12 protein-coding genes and 1 pseudogene are annotated in these 20453 nt (G+C 32.7%); 8 read left to right on the top strand and 5 right to left on the bottom strand.

What is annotated here, in order from left to right; genetic code table 11:
- Positions 1-25 precede the first annotated feature (25 nt).
- From ACIQ06_RS03355 to secDF, 7 genes are all read left to right on the top strand, one after another.
- Positions 26-1795, top strand: a complete 1770-nt coding sequence (locus ACIQ06_RS03355) for a TonB-dependent receptor (protein WP_396143873.1) — start codon at positions 26-28, stop codon at positions 1793-1795.
- Between the two features lie 65 nt (positions 1796-1860).
- Complete coding sequence (locus ACIQ06_RS03350) at positions 1861-2304, top strand: hypothetical protein (RefSeq protein ID WP_396143872.1); 444 nt, start codon at positions 1861-1863, stop codon at positions 2302-2304.
- A 216-nt stretch (positions 2305-2520) separates the two neighbouring features.
- Positions 2521-4194 (top strand): asparagine synthase B, encoded by a 1674-nt coding sequence (asnB, locus tag ACIQ06_RS03345; RefSeq protein WP_396143871.1) that lies wholly within the window; start codon positions 2521-2523, stop codon positions 4192-4194.
- Between the two features lie 321 nt (positions 4195-4515).
- Entirely contained in the window at positions 4516-6456 is a 1941-nt protein-coding gene (gene gyrB / locus ACIQ06_RS03340) for a DNA topoisomerase (ATP-hydrolyzing) subunit B (protein WP_396143870.1), read from the top strand.
- Positions 6392-7459: a DUF6588 family protein gene (locus ACIQ06_RS03335; protein WP_396143869.1), complete on the top strand. Its 1068-nt coding sequence runs from the start codon at positions 6392-6394 to the stop codon at positions 7457-7459. The genes gyrB and ACIQ06_RS03335 overlap by 65 nt, the downstream gene beginning before the upstream one ends.
- A gap of 31 nt (positions 7460-7490) precedes the next feature.
- Positions 7491-8426: a malate dehydrogenase gene (gene mdh, locus ACIQ06_RS03330; protein WP_396143868.1), complete on the top strand. Its 936-nt coding sequence runs from the start codon at positions 7491-7493 to the stop codon at positions 8424-8426.
- 221 nt (positions 8427-8647) lie between these two features.
- Complete coding sequence (gene secDF, locus ACIQ06_RS03325; protein WP_396143867.1) at positions 8648-11623, top strand: protein translocase subunit SecDF; 2976 nt, start codon at positions 8648-8650, stop codon at positions 11621-11623.
- Positions 11624-11757: 134 nt separating this feature from the next.
- On the opposite strand, the gene ACIQ06_RS03320 is transcribed toward secDF, so the two are convergent.
- From ACIQ06_RS03320 to folE, 5 genes are all read right to left on the bottom strand, one after another.
- Complete coding sequence (locus ACIQ06_RS03320; RefSeq protein WP_396143866.1) at positions 11758-12357, bottom strand: DUF6624 domain-containing protein; 600 nt, start codon at positions 12355-12357, stop codon at positions 11758-11760.
- Between the two features lie 134 nt (positions 12358-12491).
- The gene (lgt, locus tag ACIQ06_RS03315; RefSeq protein WP_396143865.1) at positions 12492-13415 is read right to left on the bottom strand and encodes a prolipoprotein diacylglyceryl transferase; all 924 of its coding nucleotides are present in this window, start codon (positions 13413-13415) and stop codon (positions 12492-12494) included.
- A gap of 69 nt (positions 13416-13484) precedes the next feature.
- Positions 13485-13730, bottom strand: coding sequence for a membrane protein insertion efficiency factor YidD (yidD, locus tag ACIQ06_RS03310; protein WP_396143864.1), 246 nt, complete (start codon positions 13728-13730; stop codon positions 13485-13487).
- 11 nt (positions 13731-13741) lie between these two features.
- Entirely contained in the window at positions 13742-15223 is a 1482-nt protein-coding gene (gene cysS, locus ACIQ06_RS03305; protein WP_396143863.1) for a cysteine--tRNA ligase, read from the bottom strand.
- Positions 15224-15264: 41 nt separating this feature from the next.
- The gene (gene folE / locus ACIQ06_RS03300; protein ID WP_396143862.1) at positions 15265-15936 is read right to left on the bottom strand and encodes a GTP cyclohydrolase I FolE; all 672 of its coding nucleotides are present in this window, start codon (positions 15934-15936) and stop codon (positions 15265-15267) included.
- Between the two features lie 154 nt (positions 15937-16090).
- On the opposite strand from folE, the pseudogene ACIQ06_RS03295 reads away from it, so the two are divergent.
- A pseudogene (locus ACIQ06_RS03295) lies at positions 16091-20453 on the top strand (hypothetical protein); the annotation flags it as partial.

Here is a 20453-nt window from a genome sequence, read left to right as displayed (position 1 = left end):
TCTGTGCAATAAAAAATAAAAAAAAATGAAAATCAATTTCCAATATAAAATCGCAATAGTAACTGTTCTTTTAGGAACTCAAATCACTTTTGCTCAAAAGAAAGACGAAAACATCGGAACAGAAGTTGTTAACGTTGTAAAACCATACACACCAACTATTTCAGATGCTTTTAAAGTGAAAGAAACACCATCTTTAGAAGACGATGATAATTCTAAAAAAGAGAATATTCAGTACAATATTTTTTCTTTTCCAGTAGCTTCAACTTTTACACCTTCTAAAGGAAAAGCAGCTGGAGTTGATAAAGGAAAGCAAGAAAAATTGTATAGTAATTACGCTACTTTAGCAGCAGGAAACTATGGAAATATCAATGCCGAATTGTTTGTAACACAAACATTAGAAAGTGGTGATTATGTAGGAGCAATGCTAAGACATCTTTCTTCTCAAGGCGGAATTAAAGATTTGGATTTAGATGATAAATTTTCAAACTCTTCTCTAGATTTAACTTACGGTAGTAAATCTAGAAATTTGTCATGGAATGCAGATTTGGGTTATCAGCATCAAATGTATAATTGGTATGGTTTGAATCCATTGTTCTATGAAAATTTTATCCCTGCCGATAAGGATGCTTTTATTAAAGCAATCGATTCTAAACAAACCTATCAAACCATTTCACTTGGTGGAAGATTAGCGCTTGGAGAAAGTGTTTTGAAGGAGGCAACAATCAAATTTAATCGTTTTTCAGATGCTTTTTCTTCTGGAGAAAATCGTTTAGTAGCAAAACCTTCTCTTGCATTTGATGTAATGGATGAAAAGATAAAAGTAGATTTTGTTTTCGATTACATCAATGGTAAGTTTGACAAAGATTATAACGGAATAACTGAGTTGAAATATGGTTACACCAACGTAGGAATGAAACCAAGTTTCCAAATCAATAAAGATGATTTATCTGTAAATTTAGGTGTTGGATTCTTTTATAGCATGGCAACAGAATCTGGAAAAAATAAATTCTTTATATATCCAAATATTACTGCATCTTACAAAGTGGTTGGCGATTTAATGGTAGCTTATGCTGGAGCTGAAGGTGCTTTGAGACAAAATTCTTATCAAGAATTCGTACAAGAAAATTTCTTCATTTCACCAACATTAGGAATTGCTCCAACCGATCAAAAATTTGACATTTATGTTGGATTAAAAGGTAAATTAGCCAATACTATAGGATACAACATTCGTGGTTCATTGATGAATGAAGGAGGTAAACCAATGTTCTTAAGAAATGAATTCTCTCATTACAATACAAATAAAAATGGTTACGCATACGGAAACTCATTTGATGTTGTGTATGATGATGTTAAAACAGTGAGTTTTTATGGTGAATTAAAAGCAGATTTCTCTAAAAATGTATCTTTTGGTGTTAACGGAACTTTTAGCAGTTACACAACCGATATTCAAGAAGAAGCTTGGAATTTACCAGCTTTGCAGTTAGGAGCAAATTTAGATTTCAATATAACTGATAAATGGTATGCAGGAACAAGTGTTTTCTTTGTTGGAGAACGAAAAGATCTTAAGTTTGTACAAACAGCTTTAGCAATTTTTCCACCAACATATACCACAGAAACGACAACACTTGATAGCTATTTCGATTTGAATGCTCATATTGGATTCAAATACAATGAAAGATTGACCTTTTTCTTAAAAGGAAATAATTTAGCTAACCAAAGTTACCAAAGATGGATAAACTATCCAGTGCAAGGTGTGCAAGGATTATTAGGTGCTAATTATAAATTTGATTTTTAGAAAAATAGACTGTTAGATTATTGGATTTCTAACAATCCAATAATCTAACAATCCAATAATCCAAAATGAAAAAACAAATCCTCCAACAACACCAACAATTACTTCAAGACAAAATCGATGTATTCCGTGATATGATTTCCGGATTAACAGAAGATGCTCAAAACGATGCTAAAGGTTCAGCAGGCGATAAGCATGAAACAGCTTTGTCGATGATGCATATCGAACAAGAAAAACTGAATCACAAACTAAAAGAAATTCTCGTCCAAAAAGAAATTCTTGATAAAATTGACGCTTCTGCAAATCATACTAAAATCGCTTTAGGGAGTTTGGTTCAAGCCAATGGTATGTTATTATTTATAAGTGCAGCTTTACCAAAAATCACTGTTGAAGATAAAACTATTATCGCTGTTTCACCTCAATCACCTTTAGGAAGTAAATTAATGGGAAATGAAGTAGGTTTTGAGTTTGAAATTAATACCACCAAATTCAAGATAGAATCTGTTCAATAATTAACAAATTCTAACCCAAAACCACAATTCAAAACAATTTTACTTTATAATTTTCATATAAAATCATTTTTCAGTTACAATTTATAACTAATTATTCTTTTTTAGTTTTAATATTTGAAGTATTACCTCAATTTTGCTTCATCAAATAAAGAATATAGTTTTTAGGCAGAACTTATAAACTCTTAAACTTTTTTAAACTTTTAAACTAGAAATAAAATGTGTGGAATTGTATGCGCCTTTGATTTAAAACAAAAATCAGAATCATTAAGACCTCAAGTATTAGAAATGGCAAAAATCATCCGTCATCGCGGACCAGATTGGAGCGGAATTTTTAGTAACGATAAAGCTATATTAGCGCACGAACGATTAGCAATTGTTGATCCAGCTTCTGGAAAACAACCTTTGTTTAGCCAAGATAAAAGTTTGGTTTTAGCTGCTAATGGCGAAATTTATAACCATAGAGAATTACGCAAACAATTTGAAGGTAAATACCAATTCCAAACTGAAAGTGATTGCGAAGTAATTCTTGCTTTATATAAAGAAAAAGGAGTTCACTTTATAGACGAGATGAACGGAATTTTTGGATTTGCAATCTACGATGTTGAAAAAGACGAATATTTCATTGCTCGCGACCACATGGGAATTATTCCATTATACATTGGTTGGGACCAATATGGAACATTTTATGTAGCTTCAGAACTTAAAGCATTAGAAGGATACTGTACTAAAATAGAATTATTTCCACCAGGACATTACATGTCAAGCAAAGATGGCGAATTCGTAAAATGGTACAACAGAGAATGGACAGAATATGATGCAGTAAAAGATAACGCAACGAGTATAGAAGAAATTAAAACCGCTTTAGAAGCAGCAGTTCACCGTCAATTGATGAGTGATGTTCCTTACGGAGTTTTACTTTCTGGAGGTTTAGATTCGTCAATTACTTCAGCTATTGCCAAAAAATATGCACAAAAAAGAGTTGAATCAGGAGATACAGTTGATGCTTGGTATCCGCAATTACATTCTTTTGCAGTTGGTTTAGAAGGTTCTCCAGATTTAGCCGCAGCACAAGTTGTAGCAGATCATTTAGGAACAATTCACCACGAAATTAAATTTACCATTCAAGAAGGTTTAGATGCGGTTCGCGATGTTATTTATAATTTAGAAACTTATGATGTTACTACAATTCGTGCATCAACACCAATGTATTTAATGGCAAGAGTTATTAAATCAATGGGAATCAAAATGGTGCTTTCAGGCGAAGGTTCAGATGAGTTGTTTGGTGGCTATTTATATTTCCATAAAGCTCCAAATGCAAGAGAATTTCATGAAGAAACAGTACGTAAATTAAGCAAGTTGCACATGTACGATTGCTTACGTGCGAACAAAAGTTTAGCAGCTTGGGGAATTGAAGGTCGTGTGCCATTTTTAGATAAAGAATTTATGGATGTTGCTATGCGCATCAACCCACAAGACAAAATGATTAACGGAGAACGCATGGAAAAATGGGTTTTGCGTAAAGCATTCGAAGACATGTTACCAGCAAGTGTAGCTTGGCGTCAAAAAGAACAATTCAGCGATGGAGTAGGTTACAGTTGGATTGACACTTTAAAAGAAATGGTAGCAAAAGAAATTTCTGATGAGCAATTGGCGAATGCAAAATTCAAATTCCCAATTCAAACACCTACGTCTAAAGAAGAATATTATTATCGTTCTCTTTTTACAGAGCATTTTCCAAGCGATACTGCAGCACTTTGCGTTCCACAAGAAGCCAGCGTTGCTTGCAGTACCAAAATTGCACTCGAATGGGATGAAGCTTTCAAAAACATGAATGATCCATCAGGAAGAGCCGTGGCTAATGTTCACGATGACGCCTATGTAAAAGCATAAAGTCAAGCGTAGTTTCTTGACTTTAGATTGAAGTTTAGTTTGTTTGTTTAAAACGCTTGTCATTTATGATAAGCGTTTTTGTTTAATCTGAAAACTGCAATCTGAACACTGAATACTATTTTTAGCATTTGTCAGTATATCAATTAGTTGTGAAAAACACTTTTTACACAACTTCCAAAAATCGTTTTAAATCAATTAAAATTTATTAAAAGATAAATGTTAATAACTTCTACGACAAAATGCTTTAAAATGCTTTAAAATCGTCTTAATAATTGTATATTTGCGTGTTAGACAAAAATCATACATACGATATAATTTATTATGAGCGACGAAATTAAAAAAAATAGCTATTCAGCCGACAGTATTCAGGCATTAGAAGGAATGGAGCACGTTAGAATGCGTCCTTCCATGTACATTGGAGATACTGGCGTTAGAGGTTTACACCATTTAGTTTATGAAGTAGTAGATAACTCAATCGATGAGGCTTTAGCAGGTCATTGTGATACTATTGGAGTTTTTATTAACGAAGATAATTCAGTTTCTGTTGAAGATAACGGTCGAGGTATTCCAGTTGATATGCACAAAAAAGAAGGTATTTCTGCTCTTGAAGTAGTAATGACCAAAATTGGTGCCGGTGGAAAATTCGACAAGGATTCTTATAAAGTATCTGGAGGACTTCACGGAGTTGGGGTTTCTTGTGTTAATGCACTTTCTGATAATTTAAAAGCAACCGTTTTTAGAGACGGAAAAATATACGAGCAAGAATACGAAAGAGGTAAAGCAATGTATCCTGTTAAGCAAGTTGGAACAACCGACAAACGTGGTACAATGGTTACTTTTCATCCTGATAAAACTATCTTTACTCAAACCATTGAGTATAACTACGATACTTTAGCAGCTCGTATGCGTGAGTTGTCTTTCCTTAACAAAGGAATTACAATTACATTAACTGACAAACGTCGTACAAAAGATAACGGAGAATACGAAGGTGAAGTTTTTCATTCAAAAGAAGGATTGAAAGAATTCGTTAAGTTCTTAGATATGGGTCGTGAACCAATTATTTCTCACGTAATTAGTATGGAGCACGAAAAAGGAGAAATCCCTGTTGAGGTTGCTTTAGTTTACAATACTAGTTATTCTGAAAATATCTTTTCTTACGTAAATAATATCAATACGCACGAAGGAGGAACGCATTTACAAGGTTTCCGTATGGGATTAACTCGTACGTTGAAAAAATATGCTGACGCTTCAGGTTTATTAGATAAATTGAAATTTGAAATTGCTGGTGATGACTTCCGTGAAGGATTGACAGCTATTATTTCGGTAAAAGTTTCTGAACCACAATTTGAAGGGCAAACGAAAACCAAATTAGGAAATAGAGAAGTAGTTTCTCCAGTTTCTCAAGCGGTTTCTGAAATGCTTGAAAATTATTTGGAAGAAAATCCAAACGATGCTAAAATCATTGTTCAAAAGGTTATCCTTGCTGCTCAAGCGCGTCACGCTGCTAAAAAAGCACGTGAAATGGTACAACGTAAAACCGTTTTAGGTGGTGGAGGTTTACCAGGAAAACTATCTGATTGTTCAGAACAAGATCCAGCAAAATGCGAAGTTTACTTAGTCGAAGGAGATTCGGCAGGTGGAACGGCAAAACAAGGTCGTGATAGAAACTTTCAAGCCATCATGCCATTAAGAGGTAAGATTTTGAACGTTGAAAAAGCAATGCACCACAAAGTTTTTGAAAACGAAGAAATCAGAAATATCTTTACTGCTCTTGGTGTAACTATCGGAACAGAAGAAGATTCTAAAGCTTTAAATTTAGAAAAGTTAAGATACCACAAAGTAATTATCATGTGTGATGCCGATGTCGATGGTAGTCACATTGCTACTTTGATTCTTACGTTCTTCTTCCGTTTTATGCGTGAATTGATTGAAGGCGGTCACGTTTATATTGCTGCGCCACCTTTATATTTAGTTAAAAAAGGAAACAAAAAAGAATACGCTTGGAACGATGATCAACGTGATGCTGCTAACGAAAGAATGGGTGGAAGTGCAGGAATCCAACGTTACAAAGGTCTTGGAGAGATGAACGCGGAGCAATTATGGGAAACTACAATGGACCCAAACTTCAGAACTTTGCGTCAAGTTACTATTGATAACCTAACTGAGGCAGATAGAGTTTTCTCAATGTTGATGGGTGATGAAGTTCCACCAAGAAGAGAATTTATCGAGAAGAATGCTGTTTACGCAAACATCGATGCGTAATAAGTTTTTAAAATATATAATGATAGGGATTTGTCTGATTTTTTCGGGCAAATCCTTTTCTCAATCTATACAAACGATAGAAGATATTGGTTTGTTTCTAACAGATGCAACATTTTACTCTGAAAAATATATTACTCCAGCCACTGATGCTGCTGTATATCAAGCATCTTCCAATTGGATGACTTCTCCAAAAAAGAGAAAATTGTATGATGTAACTTTGAGTTTGCATGGTAATTTGTTTTTTGTACCAAAAAGAGACAGAAGCTTTGAAATTAAAAACTCTGATTTTTCTTTTTTTACCATAGAAAATAATTCTTCAGCAACAGTTCCAACTGCTTTAGGTAGTGATTCACAATACTATTTAATTGGAGAAATTGACAATAACCAAGTTCGTATTGAAACTCCAAAAGGAGTCAATCAAGAAACTATTTTTTATCCTTATTTGCAAGGTTCAATCTCGCTTTGGAAAGGATTTGAAGCTGTCGTTAAATTTTCTTCAAAAGTCAAATTAAAACGTGGAGATTATCAAGTATACGGATTTGGATTAAAACATAATTTTAGTCAGTACTTCAAATCGTTAGAATCTAAAAAGATACATTTAGCTGGATTAGTAGCTTACTCAAAAGAAGAAATAAGTTTTGGATTTTTAGACACTTATACTAATTATGGTAATTTAGGTATTAATGAGATTACCGGTGAAGTAGATACATGGCAATTTCAAATAAGTGCCTCAAAAGAATGGAAGAGATTTGAATTAATGACCAGTTTTATTGCTAATCAAAGTGATTTTAAATACTATTTATCTGGACCAAAAGGTGAAATAGAAAATTTTATTCCGGTGCAATATATTTTGAACGAAAAACTAAAAGATATTTACAAATCAAAATTCAATACTATTGGAGAAATCTCAGGTAGATATCAATTTAGCAAAATTTATGTTCAAACTTCATTTGCTTTTGGTAAATTTGTAAACACAAACTTATCCGTACAATATGAATTTTAATTTTTATCAATATAAATAAACACACAATACAATGAAAGTTACCATAGTAGGAGCAGGAAACGTAGGAGCTACATGCGCAGACGCTATTGCTTACAGAAGAATTGCGAGTGAAATCGTATTATTAGACATTAGAGAAGGATTTGCAGAAGGAAAAGCTTTAGACATTATGCAAACACAAACTACTTTAGGATTCAATACAAAGGTTTCTGGAAGTACAAATGACTATTCAAAAACTGCAGGAAGTGATGTAGTAGTTATTACATCTGGAATTCCAAGAAAACCAGGAATGACTCGTGAAGAGTTAATCGGAATTAATGCAGGAATTGTAAAAGGAGTGGCTGAAAATTTATTAGCACATTCACCAAATGCAATTGTTGTTGTTGTATCAAATCCAATGGATACAATGACTTATTTGACATTAAAAGCTACAGGTTTACCAAAAAATAGAATTATTGGAATGGGAGGAACTTTAGATAGTTCACGTTTCAAAACTTATTTATCTTTAGCCTTAGACAAACCAGCTAACGATATTCAAGGAATGGTTATTGGTGGTCACGGAGATACTACAATGATTCCTTTAACAAGATTGGCATCTTACAACGGAGTACCAGTTTCAGAATTTTTATCAGCTGATGAATTAGCAAAAGTTTCTGCAGATACAATGGTTGGTGGAGCAACTCTTACAGCTTTATTAGGAACTTCTGCGTGGTATGCACCAGGAGCTTCTGTAGCATTTTTAGTTGATTCTATCTTAAACGATCAAAAGAAAATGATTCCTTGTTCAGTAATGTTAGAAGGTGAATACGGACAAAGCGATATCTGTATCGGAGTGCCATGTATCATCGGAAGAAATGGTATTGAAAAAATTGTGAACATTGAATTAAACGACGAAGAAAAAGCAAAATTTGCTAAGAGTGCAGACGCAGTTAGAGCAATGAATGGTGATTTGAAATCGATTTTATCATAAATTAAAATACAATAGATTAAAAAGACTGCATTTTTGCAGTCTTTTTTTTGATATTAATGTGTAAATAATTTGTTAATCTTTAGGTTAATTATATATTTGCACGTTTCAAAAAACGTGTACAAAAGTATTTTTATTGATTTACATTGAAAATCAATGGCTTACTTTATATTTACTTGTTTTTTTAAACCCAACAAACAAAAATTAATTAATTTTTAGTAATAATGCAGAATAAAGGACTTATTAAATTTTTCGCAATTCTATTTGCACTGGTAAGTATTTACCAACTTTCTTTCACATTTGTATCTAACGGTGTTCAAAATGACGCTAAAGCATTTGCAAAAGGAAACCAAGATAAAGAAATAGAATATCTAAACGATATTAAAAACAAAAAGGTTTTTAGTATGTTTGGTCTTGTTGATTACACTTATGATGAGGTAGTCGGTAAACAAATCAACAAAGGTCTTGACCTTGAAGGAGGTATCAACGTTATTCTTCAAATTTCGGTTAAAGATGTTTTGAAAGGTCTTTCTAACAATTCTAAAAATGCCGTTTTCAATAAAGCTTTAGAAGATGCAAAGGTTAATCAACAAGGAAATCAATCTTATTTAGAAGCTTTCTTTGTGGCTTTTGATGCTATCAAAGGTGATACAAAATTGGCTTCTCCAGATATTTTTGCAAACAAAAATTTATCTGACGAAATCAATTTTAAAATGTCTGATGATGAAACTAAAAAAGTTATCAGAAGAAAAGTTGATGAATCAGTTGAATCTGCTTTTGGCGTATTAAGAAAACGTATCGATAAATTTGGTGTTACTCAACCAAACATTGCTAAACTTGGACAAACAGGAAGAATTCTTGTTGAATTACCAGGTGCTAAAGATGTTGACCGTATCAAAAAATTATTACAATCAACAGCTCAATTAGAGTTTTGGGAAACTTACAAAATTGATGAAGTAGGTGGTTTCTTAATGGCTGCAAACGACGCTTTGAAAGCTACTGAAAAGAATGCAACTACTCCAGAAGTAAAAACTGTAACAAACGATTCTATTAAAGATATGTTAGCTAATAAGGCTAATGATTCTGTTGATTCTAAAAAAGGAGGTAATCCTATATTAGATAAATTTGTAGGTCAAGGTGGTGGACCAATTTTAGGTATTGTTTCTGTAAAAGATACAGCTAAAATTAACTCTTATTTAAAAAGAGCAGATATTCGTTCTTTATTACCAGCTGACAAACGTTTTGCAAAATTTGTTTGGGGTAAACCAACTATCACTAAAGACGAAAAAACTAAAGCTGATATTGAAACTTTTGAACTTTATGCTTTAAAAGGAAATAAAGATGATGTTGCACCTTTAAGTGGTGGAGTTATCACTGACGCAAGAGATACTTTTGATCAATTAGGTAAGCCTGCAGTTTCTATGCAAATGAATGGTCAAGGTGCTAAAGTATGGGAGCAATTAACAGGAAATGCATTTACAACTAAAGGTTATATTGCTATTGCACTTGATGATGTAGTTTATTCTGCTCCAGGTGTTTCTACAGGACCAATTGCTGGTGGTAGATCAGAAATTTCAGGAAATTTTGATGTTACTGAAACTAAAGATTTAGCGAATGTATTAAGAGCTGGTAAATTGCCTGCTGCTGCAGAAATTGTTCAATCAGAAGTGGTTGGACCATCATTAGGAGAAAAAGCTATCAATGCAGGTTTTATATCTTCAATTGTAGGTTTCTTATTAGTTTGTTTATGGATGGTATTCTACTATGGTAGAGCTGGTTGGTATGCGAATATTGCATTGTTAGTTAACTTACTTTTCTTATTCGGAATTTTAGCAAGTTTAGGTGCTGTATTGACATTGCCTGGTATTGCTGGTATCGTTTTAACACTTGGTACTGCTGTAGATGCAAACATCATTATATATGAAAGAGCAAAAGAAGAACTTCGTGAAGGTAAAACTTTAGGCGATGCAGTTATATCTTCTTATGGTTGGAAAGGAGCAATGCGTTCAATTATTGATGCAAACGTTACTCACGTATTGACTGGAGCTATATTATTTATTTTTGGAACAGGACCTATCCAAGGTTTTGCAACAACATTATTAATTGGTATAGTAACTTCATTATTTACTTCAATCTTTATTGCAAGAATCTTTATTGATAAAGATATTGCTAACAATAGAAGTTTAACTTTCACAACGCCATTAACTAAAAATTGGTTTACAGGATTCAATTACGACTTTATTGGGGTTAAAAAATATACTTATTTATTTTCTTCTGTTGTAGTAATTGGAAGTTTGGTTTCAATCTTCTTTTTAAACGGTCTTGACGAAGGTGTTGATTTTGTTGGAGGAAGAACTTTCCAAGTTAAATTTGAAAAAGCAGTAGAGCCAACTCAAGTTTCGGAGGAGTTATCCGCAGAATTTGGAACTACAGTTGAAGCAAAAGTATTTGGTGATGATGATCAGTTAAAATTAACAACTAAATATAAAATCAAAGAAGAAAGTACTAACGTAGATGAAGAAGTAAATAAAAAGTTATATAAAGTTTTAGGTAAATATTATACTAATACTTCATATGAAAACTTCATTAATTCATACGATGGTAAACAATTTGGAGTTTTACAAGCTTCTAAAGTTGGAGCAGCTATCTCTGCAGATATCAAAACTAACTCTTTTTGGGCTGTTATTGGTGCAATGCTAGTTGTTGGACTTTATTTAGTTATTTCTTTCCGTAAATGGCAATATTCATTAGGTGCTATCGCTGCTATATTACATGACGTTATTTTTGTATTAGGATTATACTCATTATTATATAAAGTGATGCCTTTCCACATGGAAATGGATCAGCACTTCATTGCGGCAATCTTGACGGTTATTGGATATTCTATGAACGATACAGTAATTGTATTTGATAGAATTAGAGAGTTCTTAGCAGGAAATGTTAAAGGTACTTTCAAAGAAGTAGTAAATGCTTCTATTAATACTACATTATCAAGAACATTGAATACGTCTTTAACCATGATTTTAGTATTGTTAATCATGTTTATTTTCGGTGGTGAATCTATTAGAGGATTTATCTTTGCAATGCTTGTTGGTATTGTTGTTGGAACATATTCATCTTTATTTATTGCAACACCAGTTTTAGTTGACTCAATGAATAAGAAAGATATTAAAGAAATTGAAGAGCGTCACCATTCATAAGTGAACTGCTTCTAAATATAAAAGCTACCTTGTTTAAGGTAGCTTTTTTTTATGTATTAAAGTTTGATATTTGGTCTTGGTTCAATGTATTAGTTCTCAAATAAGTTTAAATTCAATCATTGTTAAAGTCATTTTTATTTTATCCAACCAACTTTTATTTTCCAAAGGTTAAATTCTTTTTCTCTTACGTGAAGATTTTTTGGAGCAGTTTGATTTTCTTTTTCAGCCTGTATTCTTATAATTTGCGTTTGTTCTTCAATAGTATTGAATCCAATTTTTAATCTTCTGAAGTTAACTTTCAAAAGATCATCATATTCATTAGGACTTAACTCTCCATTTTTGTCCCAATCGAATTGAGTTCCGTATAATTGAGGCTTTCCCTCTAGCACACTTATTCTATCTGTTAAACTTGCTAAATTCTTCTCATAATCTTTGTTTTCAATAGCTACATTTTCTAATAGTTTTAGACACTTTTTCATGAATTCAGGTTTACTTATAGAATGTTGAATGATTAACCAAGCCGATTCACTAGCCTCAATTCCGACTTTTTCAATGGTTGGAAAACCAATTTCGTCAATAATTTCATTTAGTTTTTCTGCATTTTTTATATGAAGAGTTTCCATTTCATTGTTGTAACCTTCAGATAGCTTTTTTTCTTTAATAAGTTTCTCTCGAAACTTTAAATCAGCATCTTTTAATTCAATCATCAATTTAGCAATTTTTGGAAAATTCATTTTGTAGATAAATTTAAGTTTCGGATGAGCTAAAATAGCAACAAATTGTTTATTTTAATCAGTTATTAAAACTATTTTGATTGTAAAAAAAAAGAGAACCATGTTAGTTCTCTTCTTATATATCGGATTAAATTTTAAATTTTTATATCATCAGGAAGAGGTTCTTCTGCCATAAACAGATAATATAAACCCACTAAAATAAAAGGAACACTTAGCCATTGTCCGGTTGTAAATAGACCAAGAGAACTCTCGAAACCACCTTGACTTTCTTTTACATATTCTACTGCAAAACGTACGGTCCATAAAAGGATTAGAAAAATTCCAAAAATTAAACCATGTTTTCTTGGAGTATCTGTTTTCCAATACAAGAATAACAAGATAAAAAATACAAAAATATAGGCAAAAGCTTCATAAAGTTGTGCAGGATGTTTTAAAGGAACTTCAGCAAGTAGGTTTGCAAATTTTGGATTGTTTACAATAGCATCATAAGCTAAATCTGGATTTGCAATCTGAGTTTGATTCATGGCAGCTTGAGGAGAAAAATAATCTCGAACAAATTTAATTCCAAAAGTTTCATTGGTAGTTATTTTTCCAACAATTTCAGAATTAAAGAAGTTACCTAATCTTACAAAAATAGCACCACAAGCTACAGGTATCACAACTCTATCTAAAACCCAAAGTAAAGGTTTGTTTACTACTTTTTTGCTGTAAAAGTACATTACAATTATTATTGAAATTGCAGCTCCATGGCTTGCTAATCCTGCAAAACCTGTAAATTGAAATTCTGGTTCAAACTTAAAAGGAAGCAATATTTCAAGTGGATGATTTCTAAAGTATTCCCAATCATAAAAAAATACATGTCCTAGACGTGCACCAAACAAAGTAGCTAATACTGTCCATACGAAAAGAGTGTCCAATTTATCTAAAGGTTCTTTTTCTTTAATAAAAATCTTTTTCATGATGTACCAACCTAATCCAAATGCAATTACAAACATTAAGCTGTAAAACCTCAAATTAAGAGAGCCAATATGTATTCCTTCTGACGGATTCCAAATCATTTTTTGTGTTTTTTAATATGAATTTTATCAAAAATAGTAATTTTAAAATTACTTAATTCTAAAATTATGTTATTTATGTGTACATTTTTTTTCAGGGACAGGGTCATAACCAGTTTTTCCCCATGGATGACAACTTAAAATTCGTTTAATTCCTAAATAAGATCCTTTTATCAATCCATGAACTTTCAACGCTTCAAGAAAATAACTGGAACATGTAGGTTCAAATCGACAAGTTGAAAGAGTGAATGGTGATATTGCTTCTTGATAAAACCGAATAAGTAGTACAAGAGGAAAAATAATTATTTTTTTCACCATTTGAATTTTGATTAAACACTAAAGGATGTTCCTTCTTTTCCGTCTTTTAGTTGAATTCCAAGTGCTAATAATTTATCTCTAATTTCATCTGAAAGTGACCAGTTTTTATTAGCTCTAGCTTCATTTCGCATTTCAATAAGCATTTCGACAACACCTTCTAATTTTTCTCCGTTATTTCCGGAAGTTTTTTCATTTCTAATACCTAAAACTTCGAAAGTAAATTCCTCTAAAGTCTTTTTTAGCAGTTCTAAATCAGATGAAGTTATTGATTCTCTTTTATCATTAAGTAAATTCACAAAACGTACTCCTTCAAAAAGTTGAGCGATTAAAATAGGAGTATTGAAATCATCATTCATTGCATCATAACAACTTTGACTCCAAGAGGAAATGTCTAAAGTAGAAGAAGAACTTGTTTGAATATCGTTCAAAAGTTGAAGACCTTCCATCAATCTACTGAAACCTTTTTCACTTGCTACCATTGCATCGTTAGAAATATCTAAAACGCTTCTATAATGAGCTTGCAAAAAGCAAAAACGAACTACATTTGGGTGAAAAGGTTTTTCAAAAAAATTATTTCCACCTTCAATTAGTTCCATCGGAAGAATATAATTTCCAGTAGACTTACTCATTCTTAAACCGTTCATTGTTAGCATATTTGTATGCATCCAATGTCTTACTGGTGAAACTCCATTGCAAGCTTTTCCTTGTGCAATTTCACATTCGTGATGAGGGAATTTCAAATCCATTCCGCCACCGTGAATATCAAATTGTTCTCCTAAATATTTAGTACTCATAGCAGTACATTCAAGATGCCAACCAGGAAAACCTTCACCCCAAGGTGAATTCCATCTCATAATGTGAGCAGGAGTCGCATGTTTCCATAATGCAAAATCTTGAGGATTTTTTTTCTCGTTTTGCCCATCCAAATCACGAGTGTTTGCTAATAATTCTTCAACATTTCTGTTGTTTAATTCACCATAATTCAAACCTCTTTTGTTATATTCTAAAACGTCAAAATAAACCGATCCATTGCTTTCATAAGCAAATCCTTCATCTATCAATTTTTGAGTTAATTCTATTTGTTCAAGTATATGACCAGTTGCTGTTGGTTCAATATTTGGAGGAAGAAAATTGAATAAATCCAATACTTTGTGAAAATCAACAGTATATTTTTGAACCACTTCCATGGGTTCTAATTTTTCTAATCTTGATTGTTTTACAAATCTATCATTTTCAATATCGCCATCATCTGTTAAATGTCCAGCATCAGTGATATTTCTAACATAACGAACTTTATAATCTAAATGTAAAAGGTATCTGTAAATAACATCAAAACTCATAAAAGTTCTAACATTACCTAGATGTACATTGCTATATACAGTTGGTCCACAAACATACATTCCAATAGTACCATCTGTTATTGGAGTGAAAATTTCTTTTTCTCCAGAAAGAGAATTATAAATTTTAAGTGTTTGATTTTTATAAAGTTGCATATTATATTTATTGTTTTATTGATAAGTAAATGATTAGAAATCTAGAAATTTGTGTCTAATTTTATGTAATCTAAAAATTCTCTCCTAACTATATCATCTTTAAATTTTCCTCCAAATTCAGCAGTTACAGTACTACTTTCAATATCTCTTATTCCACGAGAATTTACACAAAGATGTTTTGCATCAATAATACAGGCAACATTTTCTGTGTTTAAAACTTTCTGAAGCTCTTTAACGATTTGGATAGTAAGTCTTTCTTGAACTTGAGGTCTTTTTGCAAAATAATCTACAACTCTATTCATTTTAGACAAACCAACAACTGTACCATTTGAAATATAAGCAATATGAGCTCTACCTACTATTGGTAATAGGTGATGTTCGCAAGTTGAATAAACAGTTATGTTTTTTTCAACTAACATTTCGTTGTATTTGTATTTATTGTCAAAAGTAGAAGAACTTGGTTTTTTATTTGGGTTCAAACCACCAAATATCTCTTTAACAAACATTTTCGCCACACGATTGGGTGTGCCTTTTAAACTATCGTCAGTTAGGTCCATTCCAAGAGTGAAAAGTATATTTTCGACATCTTTTTTTATTAATTCGATTTTCTCTTCATCCGTTTTTTCAAACGCATCATTTCTAAGAGGTGTTTGCTCATTTGTGGCAATATGATTGTTTCCGATTTCGTCGGCAAATTCTTCGTTATTGGTCATTTTTTAATAAGATTTTTTTAGCAAATTTTAATTGCAAAGATAAATATTATTGAATTATAATTAGCAATGGAAACTCTATTTTTAAAAATTAGAAATTTTAAGATAAATTTTGGTTAAATTTATGTATATTTCGCTCCTTAAAATGTATTATGCAATGAAAAGAAATACTCTAATTATATTGTTAAGTTGCCTGTTTATCAATGTTATAACGGCTCAAAATTTATTAGTTAATGGTAATTTTGAATCAGGTGGAGTAGGTGTAGGATTTAACATCAATAGTACTGGATATAATTATGTTGCAACACCAACCGGAACTACTGCAGCCGGTGATTATTCGTTTGGAGGAAATCCTCAACCTTATAATACGTCTAATTTCATAAGTGGTTTTGACCATACTACTGGTTTAGCATCTGGTAGAATGATGATTATTGATGGTAGTACAGATGGCGGTAATCCAAGTTTTTGGAAAGCTGGTAATTCTGGAGGTGGAGTTTGCGGACTAACTGTTGGATCAACATATACTTTTCGTTATTGGGTAAAAACAATTTCAACAAATGTAACAGGGGTGTCGACACAACCAGATATTAGAGTAGTTTTTAATAATGCAACACTTTTAACATCGCCACCAAGTTTTTTAGCACCTTTACCTGCTGCTGGATGGGAAATTAGAACTTATACTTTTACACCAACAAATGCATGTGTAAATATTGAATTAAGAAATTTTAATACAAATCCTGTTGGTAATGATTTTGCTATAGACGACTTGTCTTTAACACCACCTGCTTCACCATTATCAATAACTTATTCTGCTTTAAATACGTCATGTCCTGCATCTTCAGATGGATCAATAGCGATTTATGCCACTGGAGGTTCACAATCTTACACTAGTTATTCAATTACAGGTCCTGTTTCACAAACAAATGCTTTAGGAATTTTTACAGGTTTGCCTGCAGGTACATACACAATATCAGTAACAGATAGCGCTCCAACAACAGTTAGTCAGTCAAACGTTGTTATTGCTAATCCAGTAAATCCTTTAGTAGTTTCTTCTAATACAAGTATTTGTAATGGAAGTAACACAACATTATCCGTAAGTGGAGGTTCAACCTATACTTGGACAGCATCACCAGCAGATCCATCATTGACAACTCCAAATAGTGCAACACCTACAGTTAGTCCTACAGTTACTACAACATATACAGTGACTTCATCAATAAGTTCACCTAGAAGTTTAATTGTTAATGGAGATTTTTCACAAGGAACTAGTGGTTTTGGTACTGATTATCAATATATAGCATCAGCACCAGCGGTTGGAATTCAGAAAGCTTATGGAATTGTTACAAATCCAAGTTCTTGGTTTACACCTTTTTCCACTTGTGGTGATCATACCACAGGAACTGGAAATATGATGGTTGTTGATGGTTCAAATTTAAATGCTGGGAATGACAGATTATGGAGTCAAACGGTTCCAGTTTTACCTGGTCAAAATCATACTTTCAGTTATTGGATTCAAACAGTCGCAACGCCAAATCCTGCACAAATAGAAGTTTTGATAAATGGAGTATCACAAGGAATTGGATTAGCTCCAGCTATTGCAACATGTGGAAATTGGACTCAATATTCATACGTTTGGAATTCTGGTGCAAGTAATACGGCACAAATCGTAATGTATGATAGAAATACAAATGTTGCAGGAAATGATTTTGCAATTGATGATATTTCATTCACTACAAATGCTACTTGTTCTGTTTCTAAGTTAGTTACTGTTACAGTGAATACTTTAGCTTTAATTGTACCTGGTAATCAAATTGTATGTAATGGTACATTAATACCTTCTTTGTCATTTCCAACTAATTTACCAGGATCAACAGTATCATGGACAAACAATAATCCTCTATTGGCGATTGGAAGTGCTGGTTTAGGAAATTTAACTAACGTACTTGCAACTAATACAACTTCTGCTCCAATTGTAGCAACTATTACAGTGACTGCTTCTTTGAGTGGTTGTACAGATGTTACTAATAGTTTTACAATTACTATAAATCCATCACCATCAGTATTGGTTAACAGTCCTGTTAAATGTACTGGTGATATAGCTCCAGTTTTAATTCAAGCTACACCTTCAGTTGCTGGAACTTATAATTATGCTTGGACTGTTCCTGCAGGAGTTCCTGCACCTGGTAACGTGCCTAGTTTTAATAGTGCAATTGCTGGAAATTATACAGTAATAATTACTAATTCAGCTACTGGATGTGTAAGTCAACCTTCAACAGGAACACTAACATACATAACTAATTGTTGCCCAGATGAGATTACAATTGATGCTCCAAATCCTGTTTTATGTAATGCATCTAGTTGCACCACAATTTCAGCATCATATATAGATATTAAAGATACCACTTCTTATACTGTGGCATCTATTCCTTATGCGCCTCTAGCGCCATTAGGTAATGCAGGAACATCATTATGTAATATTGATGACGCCTACTCAGCAGCTACACCTTTACCATTTGATTTTAGTTTTTATGGTAGTTGTTTTGACGCATTTCAATTAAGTACTAATACTTATTTAACTTTTGTTACAACGAATCCTAATTGTCAACCAGCAACAAGTCCTTGGCCATTTACTGCAGCTATACCAGCTTTGGGTACAGCTCAACCTGAATTTTTAAATTCCATTTTCTTCCCAATGCAGGATACAAATCCTAATGTTCCAGCTACACCACCAGTTGATGTTAGATACATTGTTGATGGTGTTGCTCCGTGCAGAAAGTTGATTGTGAATGTAAGAAACATGCCTTTGTTTTCATGTGGAACTGCACAAGGTTTGCAAGAGAGTCAATTGGTTTTATATGAATCAACTAATATAATTGATATACACGTTAAAAGAAGAAGCGTTTGTGCTGGATGGAATAGTGGTAGTGGTGTTATAGGCATACATGGTCAAGTAGCAGCTGAAGGACTTGCTGCACCTGGTAGAAATACAGGTACTTGGATTGCAAATGATGAATCATGGAGGTTTACACCTTCAGGACCTTCTTTGACTTCATTCAGATGGTTACAAAATGGAAATCCAATAGGCACAACTCCAACTATTTCTGTTTGTCCATCAGTTACAACAACTTACACAGCAGAAGTTAGATATACTCAATGTAATGTCCCAGGACCACCAGCAACTATTGTAAGAACAGTTACAGAACCTGTTACTATTGAGGTTTTTCCTGATGATACTTTAACACCAAATTCAATTACAAATTGTATTCCAAATAATGTATTTAATTTAACATCAAATGAACCTACAGTTTTAGGTCCGTTGAATGGAACAGGTGCATATGATGTTTATTATTATACAAACCAAGCTGATGCTGAAAATGCTGCAGCTAATAGTATTGCTAATCCAGCTGCATATGTTTTAGCATCTGGTACAAGTCAAACTATTTATATGAGTTTAATTAGTACAAATAATCCTTGTATAAGAGTTAAGTCTTTTAATATAATTTTGGATGATTGTTCTACTTGTCCAACCATAACAAATCCATCACCAACTCAAACATTATGTTTGAATTCAGACCCAACACCATTTACAGTAAATACTACATTTACAGCTGCTAACAGTATAAGTTATGTGTATTTTACTACTCCACAAGTTGGAACAAATATGTATACTGGAGGTACTTTACTTGGAACTGTTACACCTAATGCAGGTGGAATTGCAACTTATGACGCACCAGTTTTAGGAAGTGCAGGTTCTTTGCCTAATGTTTTAGGAAGTTATTATGTATATGCTATTGCAAACCCAGCGCCTTCAGATGTTACTTGTAGACCATTTCAATTGATTCAAGTAAATGTAAATACATCACCAAATGCCGGAACTGATGGAAATACAACAATTTGTGAAACATCAACTACTGCAATAAATTTATTTAATTTAATTACAGGCGAGCAAGCTGGAGGAACTTGGTCACAAACTAGTGGAACAGGTGGAGTTTTCAATGCGACAGCAGGAACTTACACGCCTGCAATTGGAGCTACAACAAGTACTTTTAATTATACTTTAACAGGAGCAGCACCTTGTACAGGAGATTTTAGTATAGCAACAGTAAACATAAACCCTCAACCAAATGCAGGTAACGATGGCACATTGGTTATTTGTTTAGGAAATTTAACAACAGTTGATTTATTTAGTATTATTACTGGTGAACAATCTGGAGGTTCATGGGTAAGAACATCAGGAACAGGAGGAACTTTTAATGCTCTTGCTGGAACTTTTACACCATCAGCAACAACAACAAATAGTACATTTACTTATACTTTAATTGGAACTACGCCTTGTATTGATGATTCAAGTATTGCTACAATAAATTTTGTTTCCCAACCAACAGCGGGCACTGATGGAAGTTTAAACATTTGCGGTAGTAGTTCTACACCTATTAATTTATTTAGTTTGATTACAGGTGAGAGTTCAGGTGGTTCATGGGTAAGAACTACAGGAACAGGCGGAACATTCAATGCAGGCA

Origin of the sequence: Flavobacterium sp., assembly GCF_044341265.1 — a bacterium.
In the GTDB taxonomy this organism is placed as follows: Bacteria; Bacteroidota; Bacteroidia; order Flavobacteriales; family Flavobacteriaceae; genus Flavobacterium.
The sequence above is the reverse complement of the archived record's forward strand: the minus strand, read 5'-3'. Positions and strand labels throughout refer to the sequence as shown.